Genomic DNA, 22,994 nt, shown 5'->3' on the forward strand with positions numbered 1-22,994 from the left:
ATGGGGAGCGAGAAATTTTTCAAAGTTTTCATGAACTGAATATTCAGTTCATTCAACAATAAACGATTAGAAAGCATAACATTATGGCTATATCAACAATACCATTCCACCCGCTCGACGCCGAGAATAATCCTCGTTATAAAGTGAAGAAAAAGGACGCACCCAAGATCGTCTGGCATGAGACGGAAGAAACCGGGGCGCATGATTGGGAAGGATACATTCGTATTCCCTTCGATAAGGAATGTGCCTTTACCATTCAGATGGACGACAACGGTTACTTGGAAATCGACAACCAGAAAGTGGTGGAACTCAACGGTAGCAACTCATCCAAGAAAGCGGAGGGTAAGAAGGAGCTCAAGCAAGGTTACCATTATGTCAAGCTCCATCATGAAAATTTGAAGGTTCCGGATGCAATTGCTCCCTATCCCAATGCGGAAGAATTCGTTCCTCAAATGGATGGTGTTGACCTGGAACTTTGGGAAATTGATGCTCCCACGAATCTCTGGAAGATGGAGGATGCCCAAAAACTGCTGAAATGTTACAATGTGGTGGATTATGTCACTATGCCTGATCCTGGACAGGTTTGGGCTTATATTGGGGGGTGGCTCTACCAGGCTCACTTAAAGGAAATTAAGGACAATGTTCCGGAACAATCGCGCAATTATTATAACAGTTGTGCCTTGCGAATGAGTATTGCTCTAAGTTCCTTCGGAAAGGATTTGAAGGGTGAAGCAGGAGCGGAGCTCATAGGAGACAAGGCGAACGCTGATACAATAGGAGGTAAAACCCATGTCATCACCCGTGCACGGGATATGGCTGCTTATGTGCAAAAACTCTTGGGCGACCCTGATTATCCCGACGCCCAGGATAAAGGTTATTGCAGCCCGCAGCCGGGCGACATCATTGTGTTTGCAGGAAATGGCCATGTAGGAATGTGTCCGGGAGACAACATATTCATTGGCAGTTTTCTGACTGGCCCTATTTGGTTAATCAATCGGTCCACATTGAAAGACGCTGAATAATTCATAAACTTCTCTTTCACGGGGCGAATGCTGTTAGAGCGTTCGCCCCGTTTTTTGAACATAATGGGGAAAAAATAATATATACTTTTATGGATAAAACATCTCTCTTTTGCTGTTTGCTTTCCGGTCTGATGGCGTTATCGGTTAGTGCTACGTCTCCTGTTGCCACGCAGGCTGAAGTGTCCGGGGATATTTCTCTCCGTGGTATAGCCAGACTCCTGCAGAAAAGCGATATTGTCTTAGCGGTTGTCATTTATAAGACGGTGGAAACTACCCAGGAGACGATATTCTACGCCCGCGTCATTCAGTCCCTCCGGGGAGACATTCCTGTAGAAGCCCTGGTTCAGTGGAGAGGGGCGGCGAATAATCTCCCTGTGGGCGGCTCTCCTAAAACAGAACTGTATTCGAGTTGTAATCTGAGTTATGTCCTTGCGACTTCAAAGGAGGTAGAAAAACTGCTGGGTACGCCGGAAGATTTTATTCCGGCTGACAGCATTTATGGACTGGCTTCCTACAATTTGGGAAATGACGTCAGTTTTTTCCCGATGACGGAGAGTAACTCAGGCCGCGCCATGAAAAAGCTCCTCCGTATCGAACCGGCCAAAATTACTGAAGAATCGGAGGCGGCCCGCTTCCAGCCGGAATCCGGCGAGTAATCCGGTTTTCTCTCTACGCTTCGATTTTATTTGAATCATCCCCGTTCATGAAATATGAGCGGGGCTTTTTTGTGGAGGAGGTTCATTCTCCTGTTTTTTGGGGGGGGGGCGGAAGCGCAACGCACGGCCATTTGTATGGCAAAAGCATCTGATTTTATCCAGCACGGAGAAGGTATTTTCGGGCTCAATTATTCCGGTGAACAGGAATTCGGAGCAATCATTTCTTCCGTTAGTTATTCATGGTCGGCCAAAGGTGATGTAGAACTTACTGGGGACAAGGGATTGATGGAGGGGAACACGCTTTATGATTCCCGCTGTGAAATTACCTGGGAAGCCTATATGAGAAAGACTGGCACGGAAGTGCCCCACATTGGCGATATTGTTGATGTGCATGCTGATGTCTTGAATCTCTGCATCAAGAATTCCGGTGAAGAAATTCCGGCAAAGGTGACTAAGGCCATTTGCAAGAGCGTGGATGTGAAGATGGAGACGCAGAATTATAGGAGTTTCACGGTTAAAGCTACTTATGGTCCTAATATCGTTGCTCTGAATCCGGATATTGCTTCCGAATGACAAATTTAAGGGGGGTGAGCTTCACGCCTCCCCTCCCCTCAAACAAAAAATAATATAATAGACAGAACATGAATAATATAATCAATATTGAAGATATTAATCTCGCCAGCGCTTTGCTCGCTGCTACAGCCCCTATCGCCAAGCGGGCGGAGATAATCATTACAGACCGGGGAGAACGGAAGGTTTTTTATTTTACGGATACCCTGGAGACGCGGGAAATGATCAGGAAGTGGAAGGATCCTGATTTTGTGAAGAACAATCCGGAAGATCCGTTTGCCCTGGTCAAGGCGGCCTTTGATTGCCGCCGCGGCATTCTGTCTGGCCTTTCCCGATTCCGGAAAATAGCCTGCATCCGTTCCAGGGATGGGGAGAAGGTCGCCTTAATTCCGGAGAATTGTCCGGAAGAGGATAAAATGGAAATCATGGGGCGTTTGAACTCTTGAGTGTTGGAATATGATGAAAGATGAGGAAAAAGCCTTGAAGCTCCGTCCCCTGTCTATTGGGAGCATGGAGCTGATGCAGCGGTTTAACTGTGGATTCATGGACGGGAGCATGAATCTGGGCTGCATTGTGGAATATATTTATATTCATACGGAGGATATTGAAACGCTTGAGTCCATGAGCCTTGAAGCGTTTAAGGAAGCCGTCCGAAGATTCAAATATGAATTAAGCCCTGATGAAATGCAGCGTATTTCCTCCCTGGTAGGCCTGCAGGCGCAGCAGGTGGATGAAGCCGCTTTTACTGTTGAGGACTCCAAAAAAAAACGGGAGGGGACAGGCCGGATTATTTTATCCAGGTGGTTTGGGCGATTGCGTCGAAAACGGGCTATCCCTTAAATTACATTAAATATGATATTCCCTACAGCATGATCCTGCAGTTCCTGATGAGCGAGTGTGTTGCAAATGGCGTAAGCTGTTATTACACCCATGCCCGGAAGGTGGATCATGCTGATTTGGAGCGTTTGGACGCTCTGTTTAACAAGCCTGTTGATGTTGAAGAATGAGTGCCGTAAAATTTAAATTCTCCGGAGATTCTTCGGAATTGCTCAAAGAACTGGAGAACATTAAGGAAAAGATCCGCGAGACCTCGGGGCAGGCGGCAAATATGCGTGTTGCTAAGGGCGGTAAGGCTGACGTAGAGGGATTGGGGGCGTCTTTCAAGAAGTTATTGCCTGCAATTACGGCTGCCGGCGCTGCCGCGGCAGGATTTGGGGCGGCATGGAGCGCTGTCAAAACAGGAATCAATGACGCGATGGATGATGAATACATGGCGGTACAGTTATCTTCCTATACAAAAAATATTGAGTCGGCCAGGGATTTGCAGTCCCAGCTTGATCATCTGGCGGCAAATGGCGTTGTTAGCCTGGACGATTTAGGGAAAGCCGCTCAAAACCTGGCCATGCATTTTCGGACAAATAATACGGCTATCATGAGCTGGTCGAAAGTTTTTGCAGATATTGCCGCGTCCGGAAAGATTTCCGCAGAGCAGCTTTCCAATTCATGGGCGAAGGTGATGGCAAACGGATTTGCCGATTCACGGGCCATTAACCAGCTGCAGAATCAGGGCATTCCCATTATCAAGGCTTTGGCGGAAGAAATGGGCGTGGCGGAAAGACAGGTTGTTGAGCTCGCCAAGAAGCGGGAAATTTCCGCTGACCAGTACGTGAACGCCATGAAGAAAATGCGTGACGCGGAATTTTCCGGGAAGAATTCCGCATTGTCTAATACGACCATCGGTTCATGGGAAACGCTCAAGGCTACTTTTGAAAATACTATGGGGGATCTGGTGAGTGATAATGTCTCAAAAACGGCCGGGCTTTTTCAGTACCTGACATCTCGAATAGAAGAGGCCTCCGAGGTTGGTTTTCATTTTTACGCCATGAATCAAGAGAATTTATCTCTTTTTGAGATCATGTTATCTAGAGTTCAGGCTGGTTTTGCTGGTCTTACAGGGATTTTTGTGAATGGAAAGTGGGAAAATCCATATCAAGAGGGGACGTATGACCAAAGGAAAAATCTGATTGATTACGGTTCATCTGATAAAATCAGGGAAGAAATATCCAAGGCCAAAAGCAATGATGAAATTGAGCTTGTTCAAGAGCGGCTAGGTAAAGAATGGGATGATCTTATTAAACAACGCGGCATCCGTCAGAATTATATTGCAAACGATGGCGTAAACAGTGCAGAAGCAAAGGCGGAAATTGAGGCTATTGACAGGATGATTGCCGCCCGTCAAGAACTTCTTGAGGAAATAGAAGAAGGAGTTTTGTGGAGGGAGAATGAGAAGCAATCAATTAAAGAGATCGTAGAAAACAATCAGAAGGAAGCGAGGGCTGCCGCTGATTTGAACGATGCAATGGAGAAGCTTAATGAAACAAGAGATAAAGCAAATAAGCAAAAGCCTAAAAAGAAACAGGATGATTTATCAGTCGATGGTCTAAAGAAACAGCTTGAAGACGAATTAGCCGCTGTTCAACATATTTCCTTGGATGATTTGGAAGAGGAATTGAAATTACTTGAAAAAGAATTCCAAGCAGGAGCTTTAGATTTTAATGCAGCCACGAGATATGAAAAGCTGTTATCCGTGGCTGACTCCATCCGGGAAATTAACGCTCAATTAAATAAAAAGAACAGAGCCGTTAATGATGTGAGACAGGATGCGCAGGAAGAAATTGCCATCATGCAGGCCGAACTTGACGGCGAAAAGGAAAAGCGGCGCGAACTGGAAAAGCAGCGGGATGTGCGGAAGGAAATGCAATCCCTCGTGAAAAGCGGCATGAATGAGCATGACGCCCTGGGGCTGGCGGAACAGAAGGTTTCCCTGACATACAAGATTGAGGACAAAAGGGAAAGGGAGAAAAAGGAAAAAGAGGATTCCAGGGCGCGGGCGCAGGAAATATCCGATGCGTTTAAAACGCGGTTTGACGCAGTACAGCAGACGCTTTCAAGCGTATCCCGTGTGGGGTCTGGTTTCGGTTCCCTCTTTAGCCTGGTGGGAAAGGGGGATGCCGGCCTTTCCGCTGCCGTGGACTCCCTCACAAAGGAAGTGCAGACTTCCAACGGATACCTCAGGACGATTGCGGAAAAGGCCGAGAAAGGCGGTGTTGCCCTCTTTAGCTGACATGAACAAGGATATTAAACACACAGGCGGGTACGGATGGCAGGGAGACTTTGAAGCATCCATGTCTGATGATGGCTCCTGGTCGGCAAGCGTTTCTTACGTGGCGCCCCCCGGGGAGAAATTCACTCCTTCTTACTCTCTGCATTGCCATGTTCCGGGCTTCACGGATTTGACCCTGTCCGGTTACCAGCATTCACGGATGGCGGATTTGTGGAAAACGTCCTGTACCTTTAAAAAAGACGCTCCGCAGGAGGATGAAGAGCCTGACGATCCGGAACCCGGAGATCCGGACACATGGGACTTTGACCCCAAAGACACGAAAACCACCTGGGAATTTACGGCCGGCGTGGCGAGCAAGAGCATCTTTGACCATCCGGATTTCAAATCCATGTTTCAGGATAATCCGGATCTGAAGAAAGCTTATGAAGCAATTATGTCGGGCCGCGTGGATATTGAATCATTGAAGATTGATTCCAGGCTGAAGAGGAAAGATCCGTATGATTTCGGCCTGGGGGGTGTTAAATACTCCCAGGAACTTTCTGACTTGTTCAACAAGATCATTAATAAGGGAATCACTGACTATTACACAAGATCCTGCTCCTATTCCATCACGACCACGGAAGGAAAGGGGCCTGATGCCGCCCTTCAATCATTGATTTCTGCGGGAGGCGGCAATTTCGTAAAGATGGGGGAAGACAAGAATACCTATGGGCGGAACATGGAAACCACGCAATCCTTCTCCCAGATTTTAGAAGAAGGAATTTTGATTATTGGCTCATGATCTGGACAAACGATTTACGGATTAACACGGACATTACGCCGGATGCCGGTAGTCACCAGGCCTACGGGACATACAGAGTGAACCGTACCGTCTCGCAATCGGAAATTGTTCCCATTGCCGGGTTCCGGCGTCCCAAATGGGCGGCCGCGTCAACCAATCCCAATGCTCCCGGCATGGTGGCGACGGGTTATAAAATCTCCCTGCATTCTCCGACAGCTTACAAGGTCACCGTAACGTACTCCTATCCATCCGAAGGTGTCAAAGAGGATGAGGAGGGCAACCCATCCCCGGATGATCCGGAAGGCGGAGGTGAGGCGAGCGAGAAATACAAAGTCAAGATCAGCGACCGTTCAAATATGACTCTTGAACCCTTGCTGAGCTATTACAAGCTGCGGAATCCGGACGGAAGCAGCAAATATCCGGAGGGGGATATGCTGATTCTGGCCGTTTATTTGTCCGGCGGCCTTGTCATGTGCAGCAATGGACAGTACCGGCTGAAATGCGAAAAAGACGAAACGCCGGGACATATTCAATTGCCCGTTACGCCCATCACGCCGTATATCACGCTCGGGTATAAAAAAATATCACAGAACAATACGGTCATCACGAAAACCTACACGGCGCGCCGTGTGGAACCGTCCAAGGTGGAACGCGTGGGTAAGATTGTCCAGGGCGGCGAGTTTGGAGGCGCAACGAACGTGCAAGAGTATAAGCTTGATTACCTCTTTACCCGGTATTCCGTCCACAAAGTAGGCAATCGGGAATACGAAATTACGGAAGAATACACCCAATCCAACCCCGGAGGCTGGTCTGCGGACCTGTACAAAAATGGATAATATCACCAAGGGTGACCCAATTAAGGCGGATTGGGCCAATGCTCTTACAAATGCCGTCAATGCGGCCGCGCATGGCAAAACAGCCTTGCGCGGTGGCGGCGGGCAGAACGTTTTCATTTCCCCTTATCAGCGCGGTTCCCGCCCCCTGGCCTTTGATTTGGTGGAAATCACGGATGATGAGGAAGGTAGCCTTTCCGGCAAGATCTCCGGGGGTGTGCTGTTGTCCGCATACAAAGAGGAACAGGAAGAAAAAATATCGCTGAAAACGGAATGCATGGAAATCAGCGAATATGAAGCAACCTTCCAATCAGGCGATAAGGTGTGGGTTCATGTGACCTATGATCCGGACACATGGGAGGCTTATGTTGCAATCCTGGAAAAAGGGAAAGAACCGCCGGGGGCAGAAGAGGGTGAGGCCTACATTATTGTTGGCGAGTTTGAGGAACGCGACCAATCCATTATCTACAGGCACAAAGGAATTACCTGTATCAACTGGGATGCAATCAAATGGGAATTTGAGAAATTCAAGCTCAAGACGGATCCTTTGTGCGCGCTGGAACTCAAGGAAGAAAAGAACGAAAAGGAAGAAGAGACCGAAAAGGAACTGACTCTGAATATTGAATCTTCCAGTGAAGAAGAAGAAGATTTGGGTGCCGACAGCAATTTGAAGGTATGGCTGGTGCAGAAAAAGGGGAAAGGGGAGGGCGGGGCAGAAGATGGGCCGGTCAGGCTTGGCGTGAGAATCAAAGATTCACGGAGTTTTCAGCAGGTGCAGCCGGGAGACGGCCTTGAATGGAAAACGGAAAAAGGGGCGGATGGCCATAACATCCAGACGGAAATCCTGCAGGTCAGGATTGATTCCACGGTTTCTTCTTCAACGGGGCAAGAGGGAAGAATCCCCGTTGACCTGAGTGTGTCGCAGGAGGGATTGAAAGGCGAGGTGGATTTGACAATTGATGATACGGAGCATGATTTATGGGGAGGGTGGAAAATCAAGCTGTCCAGGGCCACCAGGGGAGTATTGTCTCTTGCGGTCACTCCTGGAGGCGACGCGGAAGAATTGAGTTTTCGCGCCCCTTTGCGGAAAAATGGGAAGTATGTTGTGCTTGATTATGTCAAGGATCCTCACACCCTGCCGGACGGCACGACTATTGCCTTGTATGACCGGAATGGACAGCTTGATCTTGAGGTCGATACGTCCAACACGACCGGCGGCGGGGACGGAGCCCTGATCAGCGATTCCTGGACAGCGTTGGCCTGCGACACTGACCACGCCTTACGCCTGCACCGGGACGAAAACGGGAAAATCTATATCCAGCAGGGGGAATGGATTGTGACTTCCAAAATTTATTCACCAATAAATTAATAAAAATGAATTACGCAATATTCTGTTATAGAGAAGATTATAAATGCCTTGAATTGTGCGTTGGTCAAATCCGCCGGGTTGATCCTGATTGTACGATTTACCTGTTTGACGACGGAAAAGCCCCTCTCGCAAGAAAAGACATCCCAAGGGGAAGGGACATCATTTACAAAAAGACCTATTTTGAACGCAACAGGAACTTGAATGGCCTCGAATGTATCCGCGGCATGTTGTCCTGCATGCGTGATATCCCGGGCCGGGAGCCCATCATCAAAATAGACGCTGATACACTGCTGATGTCCCTTGAAGAAATACGGAAATCACTGTTTGAGCGCAGGAAACTGGCAGGGGGATATCAGTGCGCCTTTCCATTCGCCTGGTCCGGAGTATGTTATTGGGTAACGCGGAAATTCATCAGTGATGCTCTTGATATCCTGGTAACGCGTGAATTCCCGACACGCAATCAGGATTATCCGGAGGACGTGACCGTTTCCAGGCTGGCTCTGTACCTGTACGGCCGCAAGGGGGTTGATGTCATTGAGTTCCAGGGAGGCAAGTACCTGATCGGCATCAGAACATGTGATTCTGGCCAGTTATCAAAGCTGGCGAAACTGGCCCGCCGCGTGTCTGCCGTTCACTGCGGACAGCAGGATTTTTATGAGCCGATCATCCAGCAATCAGGCTGTACCATCCGGGAAGCTTGCGCCCGTATCATGTGGGAAATCCTTCACCCGGGTGAACCGGAAGGATTCAGGCTTTGAACAGATCCAGAATCATCTGGTTTTCCTCAAAACGTTTCTTTCCCGTGCCGTATGCTTTCATGATTTGTTCCGGCGTCTTTTTCCGCGGTGCCTCCAGCTTTTTGACAGGGCGGCGCTTCATGGCCGCATGTTCCGTCTGCTGCATCATCAGGGAGGGCGGGAGTCCGCTCTCAGCAAGGAATTTGGAAGCAGCGCGGGAAATGGCCGCTTTATGCACGCCCAGTTTCCGCGCCCTCTGGGCCATGCGTTCATTTCCGAGCACAGACGTCAACCCCAGAGCGTATGCCACGCCGAATGCGGTGACATTGGGAGTGCGGCTGTTAATGACGTGATACAGGGCCAGGGACATGATCCGGATCATTTCAAGGGCGCGTTCCCGAAATTCGTTTTCCTGCTCCTGCCCTTCTTCCGGATACTCAAAATCCGTATGTGCTGTGTAGTATGACTGTTGCGGTTCCATGCTTGGTGTATTTACATATCAATATATCATGATATAATAATATGTAAAGAAGGGAATAATGGCAGGGATTTCACAGGCGGAACTTGCCCGGCAATTGGGCGTCAATAAAAGCACGATCACGTACCACGTGAAGCGTGGTCTGACGCATGCGCAAATCCGGGAGCTGATTGAAGCCAGGAGGAAGGAAAATCCAATTGCTGAACCTGCTTCTCCAGAAATTGGGAAAAACGCTCCGGAGGAAGGGGTAGCGGAACTGAGAAAAAGGAAACTTGCTGCGGAAATTACCTACAAGAATTTGCAGGCTGAACAGGCCCGCGTGAAGCTTGAAAAGGATAAGGCCCGGCTGGTGGACATGGAAGATGTGAATGAGCTTGTCGTACATCTGGCCAGTATTACCAAAGGCGTTCTCCAGGCATTTGAAAATAAACTGCCGGGGAAGATGGAAGGATTGACGGCTGCGGAAATGGTTCCCATGCTGCGGGAGGAAATCAAGGCCGCTCTGTATTCCATTGCGGAAGAATCCAGGGCCCAGATCAAGATAATCAGCCGGGCGGAACAATGAGAGACGTTGAAAAGGCTGCCGGATTTCTGAATCTTTTCGCGGATAACGTATCCGCTGGAATGGACGTGGAGCCGATAGAATGGATACGTGAAAACGTGGTAGACCAGCAATCGGCGCGGTCTACCCATATTGATTTTACGTTGAGCCCGTTTCTGCTGGAACCCATTGACAAATTCCTGAATGACGGCACGGTCAGGCACATTAACCTGATGGCTCCCACCGGTTCCGGAAAGTCGACATTGTTCGTCGGCTTGCTTAATTACCTCATTGCCAATGATGCGGGGAATACCTTGGTCGCTTTCCAGAATGAACAGGAAACCTCTGATTTCGCGGAAACGAGGCTTTTTCCCACATTCCGGGATAATAAGGCTTTAAAAAACTTGCTGCCGAAGAAAAGGCATGCGGCCAGGAAAACGGAGATTCTTTTTCCGCACATGAACTTGTGGATGGTCTCCGCTACCAAGGGGCAGTTGCAGTCGAAGTCCTGCCGGTATTTGATTGGTGATGAAATGTGGGCGTGGGAAAAGGGAATGGTCCGGGAGTTCCTGGCCCGCCACCATGATCGGTTCAACCGTAAAATCCTGATGGTTTCCCAGGGAGGGGACAAGGGGACGGACTGGGTTGACGAGTACGGAAAGGGCCGCATCCACCATTACCATTGGCAATGCCCCGGCTGCCAGGGATGGAATGCCTATGACTGGCGGGATGTCATTTACAGCAAAGAAGAAAATATTGATTGGGAACGTTTTAAGGAATCCGTCAAAATGGTTTGTCCCCGGTGTTTGCACGAAATAGAGGATACTGTTCACAACCGGCGCCATCTGGCCGGCGGCGGCAAGTACGTGTTTTCCGGCAATACGAGCGCCTTGCCGGAGATCGTAAGCTACAATTTTAATGCTTTGGCCTGTTACTGGGTATCATGGGCGGATTTGGCCGTGGAATGGATCCTGGCCAATAAAAAGAAGAGGAACGGGGATATAGAACCGCTGAAAAAGTTTATCCAGAAGCGGCTTGCTCAAAACATTGTGGATTTGGGCGAGAAAGACGACGTGTTGAAAATCCCGCTCACGGCGGAAAGCATGGAGGGGTACGCCGTGGAAAACGAACGGGCGCGCTTCTTAACGGTAGATGTCCAGAAAGGGCACTTTTGGCATACTGTTTACGGCGTGGATGCCGGAGGGGCTTTCCATTTACTTTCAGAGGGGCGTCTTGAAACGTTGGAGGATATTGAACGTAAACAGGCGGAGTTTAACGTGCCTGATCATTGCGTTGCTTTGGACTGCGCTTTTGATACGGATGCCGTGCGGAAGATATGCGGGCTTCATCACTGGTTTTCCATGAATGGGACGGTCAAGGAAGAATACGTGCATAAAATCAGGGGGCGGGGGATTAAATTGATTTATGCGCCTCTTGAGCGGCACATGGTGGAGGGGATTCAATGCCTTCATTTCAACTTTTCTTCCCAGCGGGCGAAGGACGTTCTTGCCGCGCGGATTAAATCGGGGCATTTCAAGGTTCCCCATGATGTTTCTGCCGAGTACATCAAGCAGATGCAGGCTGAAAGCAAACAGGAGTCCATAGACAAGCGCACGGGGAGGGTTTCTCTCAAATGGCTTGCGTCCGGTAATAATTCCCACATGTGGGACTGTTCCTGCATGGCGGTGATTTTTGCCATGATTCACCGGATGATTTAAGCGCAACGGGCGCGCACTAGTATATGATGATTCTGAGTCAGGCAGCCCCGTTTGACATGGCCACTACCAGCGGCATTGCCCAATCGGTGACGCTTCGTTTTGTGGACGGTGCCGGCGCCGCAAAAGATATTTCCGGCCATGAGTTCCGTTGTGCTGTCCGCGGCCCTGGCGCCGCCGCCATCAAATGCGAGCCTGTAGACGCCAATACGGCTCTTTTGTCGTGGAGCCCTCTCAAGGCCGGAACGCATGCTTATGACCTTTTCATGACCTCTCCTGATGGGGCGGAGCGCCCCTTGATTAAAGGGGAAATCCAGGCCGCTTCCCGTGTTACGCCGCCGGGCAGTGAAGATGTGGTTACAATTGGAGACGTGAAAATCATGATCCCTGACGCCGCGGAAGGAGAGGTGAAAATTATCGATCCTTCCGTGGATGCTGCTGAACGGGCTGAATCCGCTGCTCAAGAAGCCTCAAATGCCAGGAACGATGCTCAGAATGCCAAAAAAGAAGCGGAAAAATCAGCAGAAAGTGCCGCGACATCCGCCACGGCGGCCCAACAGGCCCTTGAGGCCATTCCGCAGGTGGACGCATCCGGCAACATGACGCTGGACGGCAATATCACCGCGGCGGGAGGCACGTTTGACGGGGCCGTCAACGCCAATGGAGGTATCAACATCCCGCTTGCCGCGGGGGCGCTGACCGATATGTCAGCGGTCAACCGCCTTTACGCCGCCGGGCTGGCTGCCGTAACTGATGCTTTTTCCGTCAGGTGTTATCCGCTCCCGGCGAATTGCTCGTCTTCCAACGGGACGGTTTTCAAAACAGACAAGGAACCCAATTCCCTTTATTTCAACGTCCCGGCTAATTCCGCCTTTACCGTGAAATGCGGCCTCGTGACCAACGCGAGGCCCATGCACAATTATTCCAGCATCCGGGGGTGGGTGGCTCCGGTGCGCCTTCCGGCTGTCAGCGCTAAATTCACGGCCAGGTTCGGACAGATGACAACGGTCGTGCGCATGGGAAGGGACAGGGACGCATTTACGCTGGTGCCGGATCAGGCGGCGGGCGGCTACAGGATTGGGGAGATTATCGATATTACGTTTGATCATGTCCGGGACGCGGCCGCAGGGGGGTATCACATTCGTGTCCGGGAGATTTATTATTCCAATGCCGAGCAGAAATGGAAGATGAAGACGACGCAGGCCCTCGCGCCGGAGACGTCTTCCAATTCCGGTTATCCCGTCTGCGTGTACGCGGTGGTTTACGAGCAATACCAGGACGGAGGATATGATACCGAAGACAGGGGAGCGTTGTGGCTGCTGCATGGCGGGAATTCCACCCGCGGCTGCGTCAAGATCGCCACGGTGAGGGGAGTCCATTGCTTTGAGAATATTTATCCCTTTTCCGGATATTATCTTGATATGGAGAATGCCAACAGCTGGGCGTTGGCCGGAGCGTTCCTTCCGGCGACGATGCACTTGCATTGCAATAATGTCAATCCGGCGTATTACGGGTTTTCCTCCATGGAGAGCAATATCATTGTCTCCGAGGCGGTGGAGGATTTTGTTGACCCGGAAGCCGAATAAGAAACGACGGAAGAAACGACTACCGAAGATTGAGCATGAATAATTCAGAGATACAGATACAGTTTCCCCGGCCCGGCGAGTGGGGAGAATTCACCCTGACGGCCATTTATCAGGACAAGGGCGGTTATAGACCTCCGGCGCGCTATACGCAGGACGAGATACCAGCGGAACAGACCCCGGCCATGCAGGCCGTCGTTGCCTCTCTGGTGGGCATGGGTGAGGACTGGCAGGCGGTGCAGGTGTGGGCACGGCTGGGAAAAGATGTCCTGACCCTTGCGGAGGATGGTGCCTATACAATGATTGATGCGGTATCTTTGACCGTTGAGGCCGTCCATGCGGAGACCAAAGGCCGCAGGATTTTTACAGTCTCGGACTACCCGGCTTTTATCCTGACCGACCCCGCCGCCGTGGAGTTTTTTCAAGCACTTCACTACCTCTACCAATAACAACATAATCATATGACTACTAATAATCAATGCAATCATGCCGAGGCTATCGCCAGAGAAATGCACATGTACTATGCAGCCCAGGCACACAATGAGTCCAACACTCCAATCCCTCACTGGGCAGACCTGACGGAAAACGATCAACAAGGATGGATTGCCGTAGCAAATACTGCCCTCCCGATCATCGGTAAGCATGCGCTGGAAGATGTTCGGGCCTATCTCGGCCTCAAGGCTTCCGGCGCGTCCACTTGGTGGAAAAAGGCCCTATATGCAGCCGGAGCGGTTATCGCTGGCGCCATCCTTGGCGGCTTGGGAATGTCCCTCTCCGGCTGCGGTCATTCCGTGGACGTAACGCCGGGCCGCGCCGAGGTATGCAAAGACGGCTCCTGCCTCGTCATTGAGCAGGGACATATCTCCTATTCCCAGGCCCAGCCGGAAACGGACGTTCCGCCCGTTGTTCAACCTCTGAAAAAGTGAAGCCATGACCGGATCTGTTGTCAACGCGGGCCTGCTGGGGGCTAATGCCCTGTCCGTGATTGCGTCCGTCACGTCAGGCAACCCCTTTTTGGAGTACATTCAAAACGGGGCCAGCGTGGCCGCGGTCATGGGAATTTTTCTGTGGCGGGAAATGAAACGGGCGGAACGTTATGAGCGGCTCTATGACGAGGAACGCAAAAAACGCATTGATGCGGAAAATAAATGTTCCGGCTGCGAGTTCACGCGCAAGGCGCATGAAGAATTCCTGGACAACAGGGACTAGTTTCAACTGTAAAGTTTTTCTTACAAGTTCTAACCAGTTCTAACAGAAATAATTGATAACTATGAATCCTACAGAAAGAAAGATGGCTGCGGCCATCCTCCGGTTTGAAGACAGCCGCGTCACCGGGCCTGATTCCCTGCGCGTTTCCCGCCTTCCCGCCGCCGACAAGGGCGGCAAGTGGGAGATTTGCGGCATTTGCAACGGTATTGAACCGGACGTGTTTAACAGGTTGAAGGCCCTGCTGGATGCCGGAAGACGTGAAGACGCCTGGGAAGGTTGTCTTCAGTACGTCCTGGATAATACCGCCGCCGTGCGTTCCTGGCTGGGTTCTGACGCTTTTCCTGGCGTTGAATTCATCCTGCGGGACCATTTTTTCAATTCCGGGAGCAGGAATACCGGGAAGATCCTGCAACGTGCGCTGAATATTCACGGTGCCGGGCTCACGGTGGACGGGATTGTCGGCCCCAAGACCCGGCAGGAACTACAGGACCAGCTGGCCGCCACGGGTGAAGCGGTGTTCCTTATCGCTCTGCAGGAGAAGCGTCAGGCGTTTTACCGTTCGTGCAAGCAGTTCCCGACCTTCGGGCGTGGCTGGTTGAACCGCTGCGACGATGCGTTCAGCGTGGCCCAGGAGCTTGTTTAGGGTTATTTGTTTCTATCCACGCCCCCTATTTGAGGGGGCTTTTTTTGTTGCCTGGGCAAAATAACGTCAGGAATTGATCAATTCAGGATGCTTTTCAATAAGGTCAAGCAATTTTGCGGAAGGGCCGCAGGGGCGCCGCAAGCCGTGTTCCCATTTGACCAGCGTGGAAGGACTGACTCCCAGCACGGCGGCAAAATCTTTCTGACTCATTCCCTGGCTTTTCCTTAACCGCGCAATGCTTTTTTCATTGCCTGTTTCGCGGAAAGGTGACGGAGAAATAGCTATGGACCGGGGCTGGGGGAGTTCCATTCCCTTTTCCAGATAACGTTCAATATACATTTCCGCCACTTCCTGAAGGTTGCGGTTGACTTCTTCCAGGGTTTCCCCGTGGGTGCAGTCCTTTTCAAAATCAGGCAGGGAACCGATGTAGCAATTATCTTCATCGCTCCACCGGATGAAACGGCTGTATTTCCCGGCAAGCGCCTTCATGTCCTGTTCAGTCATTTTCATAGTTGTTTTTCTTGGGGTTGCAAGGGAGCTTACGCTCCCTTGCTTTTTGCCTCTTCTATCTTCTCCCTGACGTGCTTGACCAGATAGGGCTTGGCATCGTCTCCATCATGCCCGCAGATGGTCGCTACCGTACCGGAGGCCCGATGCTCATACTGACGGTGGGAACCTTTGCCGCGGCCCGTATTGTCAAAGCCCGCCTTGCGAAGATCGGCAACTAGTTGTCGTATCTTAGGAGGCATGCCTACAATATAGTTGCACAATGTGAAAATAGCAAGGATTGTTTTCACATTGTGTCATTTTTTGCTGAGGCAGAACTATTGTCTTTCTTAGGATACCCAAGAAAAATATTCTTATTTCTCTTGTCTTGGCTTGTCTTTAGACAATTCCTTGGGACAAAGGGAAGATGGGAGTTTCATTTTATCCATGGAAATAGGACGGAGATATACTGGTTTTCTGTCACTATGTGTGATTAATTCCTTGTTCGACTTTCTCGTTTGTCTGTTGTTGATTGGCTGTTCTGGCATGGCTGTTTGATATGGCTTCAAAGGAAAGATATACAGTACTTGCTAATGCGAACAAGAATAAAAGAAATGCTGCGTTGTTGCAATATTTTACTATTTTATCCATTTTATTTGCTTCTTCATCACTTTTGGCAGCTTGTTTTTCATCTCCATTTTGTTGATGAGCTATTTTGTTAGCGTACTCACGATGAAGCGTTGCGCCAGCAAGGAATGAAATCATTACACAAGAAACAACTGCTGCCCACAAAATCAGTGATATACGAAAATGTATGGTAGAAAGTATTATATTTTCTCCTTTTAGCAGATATATTAGACCAATGGCGGAGGATGAAATTGTTATAGTTGTTTTGTCCCAATTGGCTTGCGCTCGTGATGAAACTTCCAACGCACGAAGCCTTTCTTGTTGTTGTATTTTATAGTTTTCTATAGTAAGAGTATTTTCAAAATCACAGCGAATTTTTTCAGTTTCATCTATTTGTTGCTTTGGGGCTTGTTCGGGGTTATTTCCCGTTGTAAAGGATAGATGGAAATTCATAATAAATATTTGCTAGTTCAATGAATAAATATAAAATTAAGAACTTTTTCTATTTGCTTTCTCTTACTATATTTTCACATTCATTTTTATTTAATAAAGATTATTTTTTGCGTTTTTTGATGAATAAACGGATAATAGGCATCGCAAAAAGTATCGAAAAAATTAGAAATACGATGCCCAAATGTCCAAACCCCGAAAGTCTTGATGTGCTGAAGAAGCATAGTCCGCTAACTACCAGACAAAAAATACCTCCTATGTAACGACAAATAGTGCGGTCTCCTACTACATGAGCCCAATAAGCAATAAATAGGTATCCCAGAATGGCAGGGAAAAGAGACAAGATAACAGTAGATGGTTCTCCGTATTTCCTAAAACAAGGTGTGGCTATAAGAGGAAGTGAGATAATCATAAAGATAGTGCCAACTCCTGTCCATATAGTCGCTGAGATTGAAGTATCAACATTCTTTTTTCTCTGATACAGTTGAGGCGCTACTTCTACCGGAGTGGAAAAAAGAGCGCCATAAGTGACCCATGCGGGAGCCCCTTCCGGGCAAACAGGAGTCTGGTTATCAATTGTTTCTTGGGATTTTAACGCCTTCAGATATTCAACAGGATAAGGCCCTGACACTTCTCCATTCAGAGATATAAAATAATTCGGCATAGTTGGCATTTTATTATCTTTTGATCAAGATACAACAAAAAAGCCTCATGACCTGGAGGCCAAGGAGGGATCAGATGGAGACAGTTCTTGGACACAGGGTTCAAGGAGGTCAAGCCTTCTTCCACCTGTTCAGGTTTTCCCGTCTCTTTGAAGCCACTTCTTGATGTAACTCTTCGAGTGTATTCGTTAAAAATATCATACCAAAAAAGAGAAAACAAGAGAGAAGGCTTCTGGAAATGGATCAAAAAGTCCAGCAGTTGTTAAGCTTGGTTGACAGGGGAATTTTAGAATGGGATTTCGTCATCCATATTGTCCCATGGGAAGAGAGAGCCTTCTTCTTTTTTTAAAAAATTATCTAAGTCTTTATTAATACGTTCTTCTGCCCATTTTCTCAACACGCTTGCAACCCATTCGCTGAAATTTGAAAAACCATCTATTTTGGCAGCTACCCTCGCATACAGAAGTGGGAAATTATCACTTACTACAACTCCCCAATATTCATCTGTTGGAATGTCAGATAAGGCAACCATTGAGGCTTCAGCTTGCTCCATTGTAAGAATGTTAAATTTGATATTTTTCTTTTTACATTTTTCCTTCTCTTGAAGCAGTAGTTCACGAGTTTTGCTTGTAAGTATATTAGTAATTATTGATATGTGACTTCTATTAATAGTAATCTCTGATTGTGGATTATAAAAAACATTCTCTATTTCAGCATTTAATGCATATGCCATCAATGAGGCATCAGCTTCATCAACCACCGCAATATAAAATTGTTTCTTGGGAATATTATACGCCTTTGGAGATGGATCGAAATCCGGATTTATAAAATGATAGCGATTGTCTTTATGATAATTTACCTGAAGTGCATCAATACTATCAACATTCTCTTCAATAATAGGATTCCCTCCGTAAAACCAATTTTTAACTGTTCCTTCTGACTTCCCCAACCAGCTAGCTAGCCACTTCATAGAAAGACCTCGGTCTCGAAGCCAAGCTCTGACATTCTGCTTATAGATGGCTTGAGGATCTTTTTCTTCATCCATAGATTTATATAGTGTGATTATATGTGATATGTCAAGCCATGTGCGAGTAATTTTTTCACATGCTAAAATATTTTGGTGGACTTTATGTGAGATTATATGATATCACATCACACATATGAGCAACATCAGCAATCTTACTGCTACGGAACTAGCACAGTCACTCCGAGTACATAAAAACACCGTTTCTATGTGGGCTCGCATGGGGATGCCCTGCATCTACATTGGCAGAGTCACGGAACCTCGCCGCGGAGCTCGCCCTCGTTACGATCTGGAAAAGGTGAAAGCCTGGCTGGAAGAACGGAGCAAGAAAAGAACTTCCGTGGCTTGAGTAAGCCTCTCGTCCGACATGCGGCCCATGTCGAAAACAACGAAGGCCACCTGCGCCAACAGGTGACCTTTAATAACGGGCGTGAGCCCAACTAACGTAAGTAAATGATTAATAATATCATCAACCACAAAACGCAAGGCGAAAATGCCTTGATGCCGCAGAACGGTGTTGTACCGTTCCAGAACGAAACCCTGAACTGCACGGTCCGCGCCGTGGTGAAGGACGGGGAACCCTGGTTTGTCGCAAAGGATGTTTGCGATGCGCTGGAAATTGGTAATGTATCCCAAGCCGTCAGCTACTTGGATGAAGATGAAAAGAGCAACATCATTACTAATGATATTGCTCAAAACGGAGGTCGCGCACCTCTCATCATCAATGAATCCGGACTTTACTCTCTAATTCTCCGCTCCCGCAAGCCGGAGGCGAAGAAGTTCAAGAAGTGGGTGACCGCTGAGGTCCTTCCCTCCATCCGGAAGCATGGTGTGTACGCCACCGGAGAGAAGCTGGAAGAAATGCTTGCCGACCCGGATACCATGATTCTGACGCTTCAGGCATTGAAAGCTGAACGGGAGAAGAGAAAAGCTCTTGAAGCAAAAGCTGCGGAAGATGCTCCCTATGCATATTTCGGACGATGCGTGGAAGTTTCCGAGGGCTGCATCCTGATTGGAGAATTTGCCAAGATTCTCGCTCAGAATGGAATGGAGACAGGACAAAACCGTTTGTTTGAGTATCTACGCAATGAAGGCATTATGGGGAGGCACGGCAATCGTCACAATGTTCCAGCCCAAGAGTATATTGAAGCTGGGTATTTCCGTCTCACTTACCGGGTTATTCAGCGTTCCGACGGTTCACAGCAGTCCAAACCGACACCGTATTTGACACCCCGCGGTCAAATATGGTTGATGAAGCGTTTGGGATTAACCATTGAGAATATACCTGCTGCCTAAGATTTTACATCTGGTGCGTGTATTCGAATTTGGCTCAACCAGCAAAAATTTCCCCGTTTCCTTTTGGAAACGGGGACTTGACCTGAGTTCTGCTGCCTCAATCTAAATCCAAGTTATGAAGACAACAACCCTACATCACCACAGAATCCTCAATGAGGATTATTCTCCCGCGTCTTCCAGCGCAGCACTACGGATGAACTCCTCAATAGTTTGCCCGCTGATTTGTGCGGCCTTGGAAATGAGTTTTAAATCATCTTCCGAAAGAGGAACCGCTACCGCTGCAACACCATTCAATATAGGGACAGAGGATGCTGTCTTGGCCGCTTCTTCTCCTTGCCTATTTATTTCTTTCCGGATTAGCTCAAGCTTGGCCGGAGGAATTATGCCTTTAGATCGAAACCAATCATCCACGGACGCCTTTTTAACAAAGCATTTCTGAGCCAACCATTCACGGCTTTTTTTATTTTTCTTTAGCCAAGATTTGATGAGTTCCTTTTCATTCTCCATGAGGAGAGTATGAGGAAAAATCCTCATTATGCAAGTAAAATATTTGATGTCTTTCCGCAAAAATAGATTGACTAGTGATGAAAAATCCTCAATATGGAAATATGAACGCGACAGAAAAACACGAAGAACGGATTTCCCTTCCCGCATCGGTCCTCCTCTTAGAGGAGGGAATCGCCCGGGGATTGGGAATAACGATAGGAGAACGCATGAGAGCCTTGGCAATAGCGAAAGCTCAAAGAGTGCTCACCTCGAAGAAGAACGTTGAACCCAAAAAGCCCGCAGCCTAATGGAAGAAGCCCTGATTGACGAATTTATCCGGCTCGGCTGGCACGAACTTTAATCTGCACTGTGACAATGAATTCACATGAAATGTTCCACCGGACAATCAGTCACGGCCCATATGCCGGGATGGTGGAAACAATTACAAATAAAAATTGTAAATTCGCGGTCCGGTGCTGTTGGTGCAGTTACCCCTCCGAAAGGGGTAACACTTACTACTCCGTTGTTACGGACAGTCATGGAGCATTGCATAGCCTTGATTTCCTGTGCGCTTCCTGTGCCCGTGAACACATCAATGGTATTCCGGACAGGGCAGGGAAGAGCCCCTATCAGTCCCTTGATCCCCGGAAGGAACTTCGCCTCCTGCAAGCCCGCAAGAATAGAGACAGGGCACGCCGGCACCAGGCCGTGACGCATCTGCTCTTTTGGCTGGTAATCGCTTTTGCCTGTGTGGCTGTGGCGGCCTTCATCGTCTGCGCCTCTTACACAATAACAAAAATCGTCTTAGGATAATGGACGCCAATGATCAACGTTTGATAGAAGGGTTGTTTGCCCGCATTGACCGCCTGGTTGCGATCATGGAAGGGAAATACTGCCCTGAAACAAGCGGTGAAACCTGGCTGCGTGCGGAAGAGCTTCTCAAACTGCCCCAGTTCCGGCATCGCAAGGGCCGCGTATGGCTCTATGAACTGGCGAAGACGTCACCGGATATCATGAAAAAGGACTGTCTGCCGCATCAAAAGCGGGGCGCCACCCTCTGGTGCGTGGAACGTATTTCCAAGGCCATGAAAGAGAATACCGCAAAAATCCTTTCTTTTGACGGTTTATCAAAACCGTCCCGCCCTCACGGCATGAGGAAACAATAACCATTAGAAAATACATAATACAATGATTACAAGCAATATTGATACTGCATCTAAACCTGTTCAGGCAAAGCCTTTTGATACAGGCGACAGGGTAATGTTAAATTCCCAGTTAATTATCACCATGCCTAACCGTGGAAGGACTTATCGTTTTTCTCCGGAAGATGAATTTGTCGTGGTGCGGCGCAAGGACGAGAGCAATTTCTACGTCGCCTTTATCAAGGCTCCCTGGCTGGGCGTCTTTGAGTTGAATGACGAAGGCTTCTCCTTGTGCGACGAAGACTAACGATTTCTTCACGCCTCTGTCCGGGGCGCGTCGATTGAACCTGATTAAATAATAATAGTTAATTGATAATAAATAAGATTATGATCGCTATGAATACGACTACAGCACTACTGGTAAACGCAGAACCCCTCTCCCGCGGCAACGGGAAAGGGGCGGATGTTGTGAATAATGGCAAGACGGCTAATCCTATCATTGCTCACAAGCCAGTAAGTACGACAGACGGGAAGCCCTGTCAACCGGCAAAGGCTGCCAGAACGGCCAAGAAGCCTGCCGCCCCCAGGAAGAAGCGGTACGATGAAGAGGATTTGATAGCCTTCGGAGAGAATGCTTTCATGCTCCGGGGCGCTGCAGAAGCCATTTTGGACATGTTCCATGCCTTGTTCTATGCCGATGACAACCAGGAAGAGGTTGTCAATGGCGTGAAGGGAGCCTTCGATGAGGCCGCCATTCTTCTGCAAAATGCAGCGAATGCGTTTGAAGAGAAGATTCCTTTCAAGGTTTTGGACAAGAGGCGGAAGACTTTTTTTGCCCTGACGGAAATAGATGAAAAAGACAGCGATGTTCTTGCCGCGATTACTGCTATCAATTCCGGTTTTATCCAGTGGGATGAAGGAAGTGTTTACGTGAAGGCGACACGTTGCGAAATGGCAACTCTTCTGCTTAACCGCGCATTGGAAAGCGCCAAGAAGTCCTTCTACCTTGCCGAAGACTCAACATCAAACCCCGCCCTTGCCGCAACGCTTGCTTCCATGAAAGGAGGGCACAGGTGATGAAGGTTGTTACCCTGAAGATTCCCATCTCACAATCTATTTATGATACCGCCAAATTTGCGGTGGAAGAAGGGGTGGCGAGAAGCGAAGAAGAGTTCCTGGCCCGCATTGCGCTCAAAGGAATTTTCTCTGATCTTTTTGAAGACGTGCAACCGCACTTGGACGACTATTTGGACGAGATGGTTAACAACGTCTATCCCGAGGAACTTGCCGGGGAAGAAAGGAGGACTGTATGACTTCTGAAGAGGGAACAGACGTTCTTCTGAAGGTTTACGAAAGTCTTTTCTTACAAGAAAGCAATCTGGTTAAGCTTCTGGAAAATCATTCGGGAGGCCTTATTGAACGAGACCGGATAATGTCCATCATGCGGAGACTGAAACGTTTACGTGCTGATACTTACGGTTTGGTTACGCAAAGGTGGCTTAATGCAAAACTTCATGGAAAGGAGGGGGGCGATGAAGCACCTTTATATTGACCAATCAG

General features: G+C 48.7%; 31 protein-coding genes. 24 read left to right on the forward strand and 7 right to left on the reverse strand.

Annotated features, from left to right (window positions below):
• The first annotated feature begins 83 nt into the window (after positions 1–83).
• The 11 genes from AMUC_RS07160 to AMUC_RS07205 all read left to right on the forward strand — a co-directional run bounded on the left by AMUC_RS07160 (position 84) and on the right by AMUC_RS07205 (position 9,113).
• Positions 84–1,022 carry a T6SS effector amidase Tae4 family protein gene (locus AMUC_RS07160; RefSeq protein WP_012420381.1) on the forward strand — a complete coding sequence of 313 codons (939 nt, stop codon included), beginning with the start codon at positions 84–86 and terminating at the stop codon, positions 1,020–1,022.
• Between the two features lie 89 nt (positions 1,023–1,111).
• Entirely contained in the window at positions 1,112–1,678 is a 567-nt protein-coding gene (locus AMUC_RS07165; RefSeq protein ID WP_012420382.1) for a hypothetical protein, read from the forward strand.
• A gap of 54 nt (positions 1,679–1,732) precedes the next feature.
• Entirely contained in the window at positions 1,733–2,251 is a 519-nt protein-coding gene (locus AMUC_RS07170) for a hypothetical protein (protein ID WP_012420383.1), read from the forward strand.
• Positions 2,252–2,319: 68 nt separating this feature from the next.
• The gene (locus AMUC_RS07175) at positions 2,320–2,694 is read left to right on the forward strand and encodes a hypothetical protein (RefSeq protein ID WP_012420384.1); all 375 of its coding nucleotides are present in this window, start codon (positions 2,320–2,322) and stop codon (positions 2,692–2,694) included.
• A gap of 10 nt (positions 2,695–2,704) precedes the next feature.
• Positions 2,705–3,088 carry a hypothetical protein gene (locus AMUC_RS07180; RefSeq protein ID WP_012420385.1) on the forward strand — a complete coding sequence of 128 codons (384 nt, stop codon included), beginning with the start codon at positions 2,705–2,707 and terminating at the stop codon, positions 3,086–3,088.
• Between the two features lie 29 nt (positions 3,089–3,117).
• Entirely contained in the window at positions 3,118–3,255 is a 138-nt protein-coding gene (locus tag AMUC_RS12640) for a hypothetical protein (RefSeq protein WP_012420386.1), read from the forward strand.
• On the forward strand, positions 3,252–5,372 hold the full coding sequence (locus AMUC_RS07185; protein WP_012420387.1) for a tape measure protein: 2,121 nt from the start codon (positions 3,252–3,254) through the stop codon (positions 5,370–5,372). Before AMUC_RS12640 ends, AMUC_RS07185 begins: the two co-directional genes overlap by 4 nt.
• A 1-nt stretch (position 5,373) precedes the next feature.
• A complete protein-coding gene (locus AMUC_RS07190) occupies positions 5,374–6,153 on the forward strand; it encodes a hypothetical protein (RefSeq protein WP_012420388.1) in 780 nt (259 codons plus the stop codon).
• Positions 6,150–6,989, forward strand: coding sequence for a hypothetical protein (locus AMUC_RS07195; protein ID WP_012420389.1), 840 nt, complete (start codon positions 6,150–6,152; stop codon positions 6,987–6,989). Before AMUC_RS07190 ends, AMUC_RS07195 begins: the two co-directional genes overlap by 4 nt.
• Positions 6,982–8,355 (forward strand): hypothetical protein, encoded by a 1,374-nt coding sequence (locus AMUC_RS07200; protein ID WP_012420390.1) that lies wholly within the window; start codon positions 6,982–6,984, stop codon positions 8,353–8,355. The genes AMUC_RS07195 and AMUC_RS07200 overlap by 8 nt, the downstream gene beginning before the upstream one ends.
• Positions 8,356–8,591: 236 nt before the next feature.
• A complete protein-coding gene (locus AMUC_RS07205; RefSeq protein WP_143245875.1) occupies positions 8,592–9,113 on the forward strand; it encodes a hypothetical protein in 522 nt (173 codons plus the stop codon).
• On the opposite strand, the gene AMUC_RS07210 is transcribed toward AMUC_RS07205, so the two are convergent.
• Positions 9,103–9,573, reverse strand: a complete 471-nt coding sequence (locus AMUC_RS07210) for a hypothetical protein (RefSeq protein ID WP_012420392.1) — start codon at positions 9,571–9,573, stop codon at positions 9,103–9,105. The two genes, AMUC_RS07205 and AMUC_RS07210, sit on opposite strands and share 11 nt — an antisense overlap.
• Positions 9,574–9,631: 58 nt before the next feature.
• On the opposite strand from AMUC_RS07210, the gene AMUC_RS07215 reads away from it, so the two are divergent.
• From AMUC_RS07215 to AMUC_RS07245, 7 genes are all read left to right on the forward strand, one after another.
• Entirely contained in the window at positions 9,632–10,135 is a 504-nt protein-coding gene (locus AMUC_RS07215) for a winged helix-turn-helix domain-containing protein (protein ID WP_012420393.1), read from the forward strand.
• Positions 10,132–11,829 carry a terminase gpA endonuclease subunit gene (locus tag AMUC_RS07220; protein WP_012420394.1) on the forward strand — a complete coding sequence of 566 codons (1,698 nt, stop codon included), beginning with the start codon at positions 10,132–10,134 and terminating at the stop codon, positions 11,827–11,829. Before AMUC_RS07215 ends, AMUC_RS07220 begins: the two co-directional genes overlap by 4 nt.
• A gap of 23 nt (positions 11,830–11,852) precedes the next feature.
• Positions 11,853–13,412, forward strand: coding sequence for a hypothetical protein (locus AMUC_RS12035; protein WP_012420395.1), 1,560 nt, complete (start codon positions 11,853–11,855; stop codon positions 13,410–13,412).
• Between the two features lie 35 nt (positions 13,413–13,447).
• Positions 13,448–13,858 carry a hypothetical protein gene (locus tag AMUC_RS07230; RefSeq protein ID WP_012420396.1) on the forward strand — a complete coding sequence of 137 codons (411 nt, stop codon included), beginning with the start codon at positions 13,448–13,450 and terminating at the stop codon, positions 13,856–13,858.
• A 12-nt stretch (positions 13,859–13,870) separates the two neighbouring features.
• Positions 13,871–14,335 carry a hypothetical protein gene (locus tag AMUC_RS07235; protein ID WP_012420397.1) on the forward strand — a complete coding sequence of 155 codons (465 nt, stop codon included), beginning with the start codon at positions 13,871–13,873 and terminating at the stop codon, positions 14,333–14,335.
• 4 nt (positions 14,336–14,339) lie between these two features.
• Positions 14,340–14,618 carry a hypothetical protein gene (locus AMUC_RS07240; RefSeq protein ID WP_012420398.1) on the forward strand — a complete coding sequence of 93 codons (279 nt, stop codon included), beginning with the start codon at positions 14,340–14,342 and terminating at the stop codon, positions 14,616–14,618.
• Positions 14,619–14,679: 61 nt separating this feature from the next.
• Positions 14,680–15,261 carry a putative peptidoglycan-binding domain-containing protein gene (locus AMUC_RS07245; protein WP_233420545.1) on the forward strand — a complete coding sequence of 194 codons (582 nt, stop codon included), beginning with the start codon at positions 14,680–14,682 and terminating at the stop codon, positions 15,259–15,261.
• A 66-nt stretch (positions 15,262–15,327) separates the two neighbouring features.
• On the opposite strand, the gene AMUC_RS12390 is transcribed toward AMUC_RS07245, so the two are convergent.
• From AMUC_RS12390 to AMUC_RS07270, 5 genes are all read right to left on the reverse strand, one after another.
• Entirely contained in the window at positions 15,328–15,771 is a 444-nt protein-coding gene (locus AMUC_RS12390) for a helix-turn-helix domain-containing protein (protein ID WP_012420400.1), read from the reverse strand.
• A gap of 29 nt (positions 15,772–15,800) precedes the next feature.
• The gene (locus AMUC_RS12395) at positions 15,801–16,058 is read right to left on the reverse strand and encodes a type II toxin-antitoxin system HicA family toxin (RefSeq protein WP_208012742.1); all 258 of its coding nucleotides are present in this window, start codon (positions 16,056–16,058) and stop codon (positions 15,801–15,803) included.
• Between the two features lie 172 nt (positions 16,059–16,230).
• Positions 16,231–16,827: a hypothetical protein gene (locus AMUC_RS07265; protein WP_012420402.1), complete on the reverse strand. Its 597-nt coding sequence runs from the start codon at positions 16,825–16,827 to the stop codon at positions 16,231–16,233.
• Positions 16,828–16,927: 100 nt separating this feature from the next.
• Positions 16,928–17,488 (reverse strand): DUF4339 domain-containing protein, encoded by a 561-nt coding sequence (locus AMUC_RS12645; RefSeq protein WP_157738260.1) that lies wholly within the window; start codon positions 17,486–17,488, stop codon positions 16,928–16,930.
• A gap of 284 nt (positions 17,489–17,772) precedes the next feature.
• Entirely contained in the window at positions 17,773–18,531 is a 759-nt protein-coding gene (locus tag AMUC_RS07270; protein ID WP_012420404.1) for a hypothetical protein, read from the reverse strand.
• Positions 18,532–18,963: 432 nt separating this feature from the next.
• Between AMUC_RS07270 and AMUC_RS07275 the strand changes: the two genes are divergently transcribed.
• Positions 18,964–19,806: a phage antirepressor gene (locus AMUC_RS07275; RefSeq protein ID WP_167525142.1), complete on the forward strand. Its 843-nt coding sequence runs from the start codon at positions 18,964–18,966 to the stop codon at positions 19,804–19,806.
• A gap of 159 nt (positions 19,807–19,965) precedes the next feature.
• Here AMUC_RS07275 and AMUC_RS07280 read toward each other — a convergent pair whose 3' ends face one another.
• Complete coding sequence (locus AMUC_RS07280; protein ID WP_012420407.1) at positions 19,966–20,313, reverse strand: type II toxin -antitoxin system TacA 1-like antitoxin; 348 nt, start codon at positions 20,311–20,313, stop codon at positions 19,966–19,968.
• A 525-nt stretch (positions 20,314–20,838) separates the two neighbouring features.
• Here AMUC_RS07280 and AMUC_RS12650 point away from each other — a divergent pair.
• The 5 genes from AMUC_RS12650 to AMUC_RS07310 all read left to right on the forward strand — a co-directional run bounded on the left by AMUC_RS12650 (position 20,839) and on the right by AMUC_RS07310 (position 22,747).
• On the forward strand, positions 20,839–21,105 hold the full coding sequence (locus AMUC_RS12650) for a hypothetical protein (RefSeq protein ID WP_046436940.1): 267 nt from the start codon (positions 20,839–20,841) through the stop codon (positions 21,103–21,105).
• Entirely contained in the window at positions 21,105–21,458 is a 354-nt protein-coding gene (locus AMUC_RS07295; RefSeq protein WP_012420409.1) for a hypothetical protein, read from the forward strand. Before AMUC_RS12650 ends, AMUC_RS07295 begins: the two co-directional genes overlap by 1 nt.
• Before the next feature lie 121 nt (positions 21,459–21,579).
• Complete coding sequence (locus AMUC_RS07300) at positions 21,580–21,741, forward strand: hypothetical protein (RefSeq protein ID WP_155844533.1); 162 nt, start codon at positions 21,580–21,582, stop codon at positions 21,739–21,741.
• Between the two features lie 89 nt (positions 21,742–21,830).
• Positions 21,831–22,511, forward strand: a complete 681-nt coding sequence (locus AMUC_RS07305) for a hypothetical protein (RefSeq protein ID WP_094137904.1) — start codon at positions 21,831–21,833, stop codon at positions 22,509–22,511.
• Complete coding sequence (locus AMUC_RS07310) at positions 22,511–22,747, forward strand: hypothetical protein (RefSeq protein WP_012420412.1); 237 nt, start codon at positions 22,511–22,513, stop codon at positions 22,745–22,747. Before AMUC_RS07305 ends, AMUC_RS07310 begins: the two co-directional genes overlap by 1 nt.
• The last annotated feature ends 247 nt before the right edge of the window (positions 22,748–22,994 follow it).

The organism is Akkermansia muciniphila ATCC BAA-835, from assembly GCF_000020225.1.
In the GTDB taxonomy this organism is placed as follows: domain Bacteria; phylum Verrucomicrobiota; class Verrucomicrobiia; order Verrucomicrobiales; family Akkermansiaceae; genus Akkermansia; species Akkermansia muciniphila.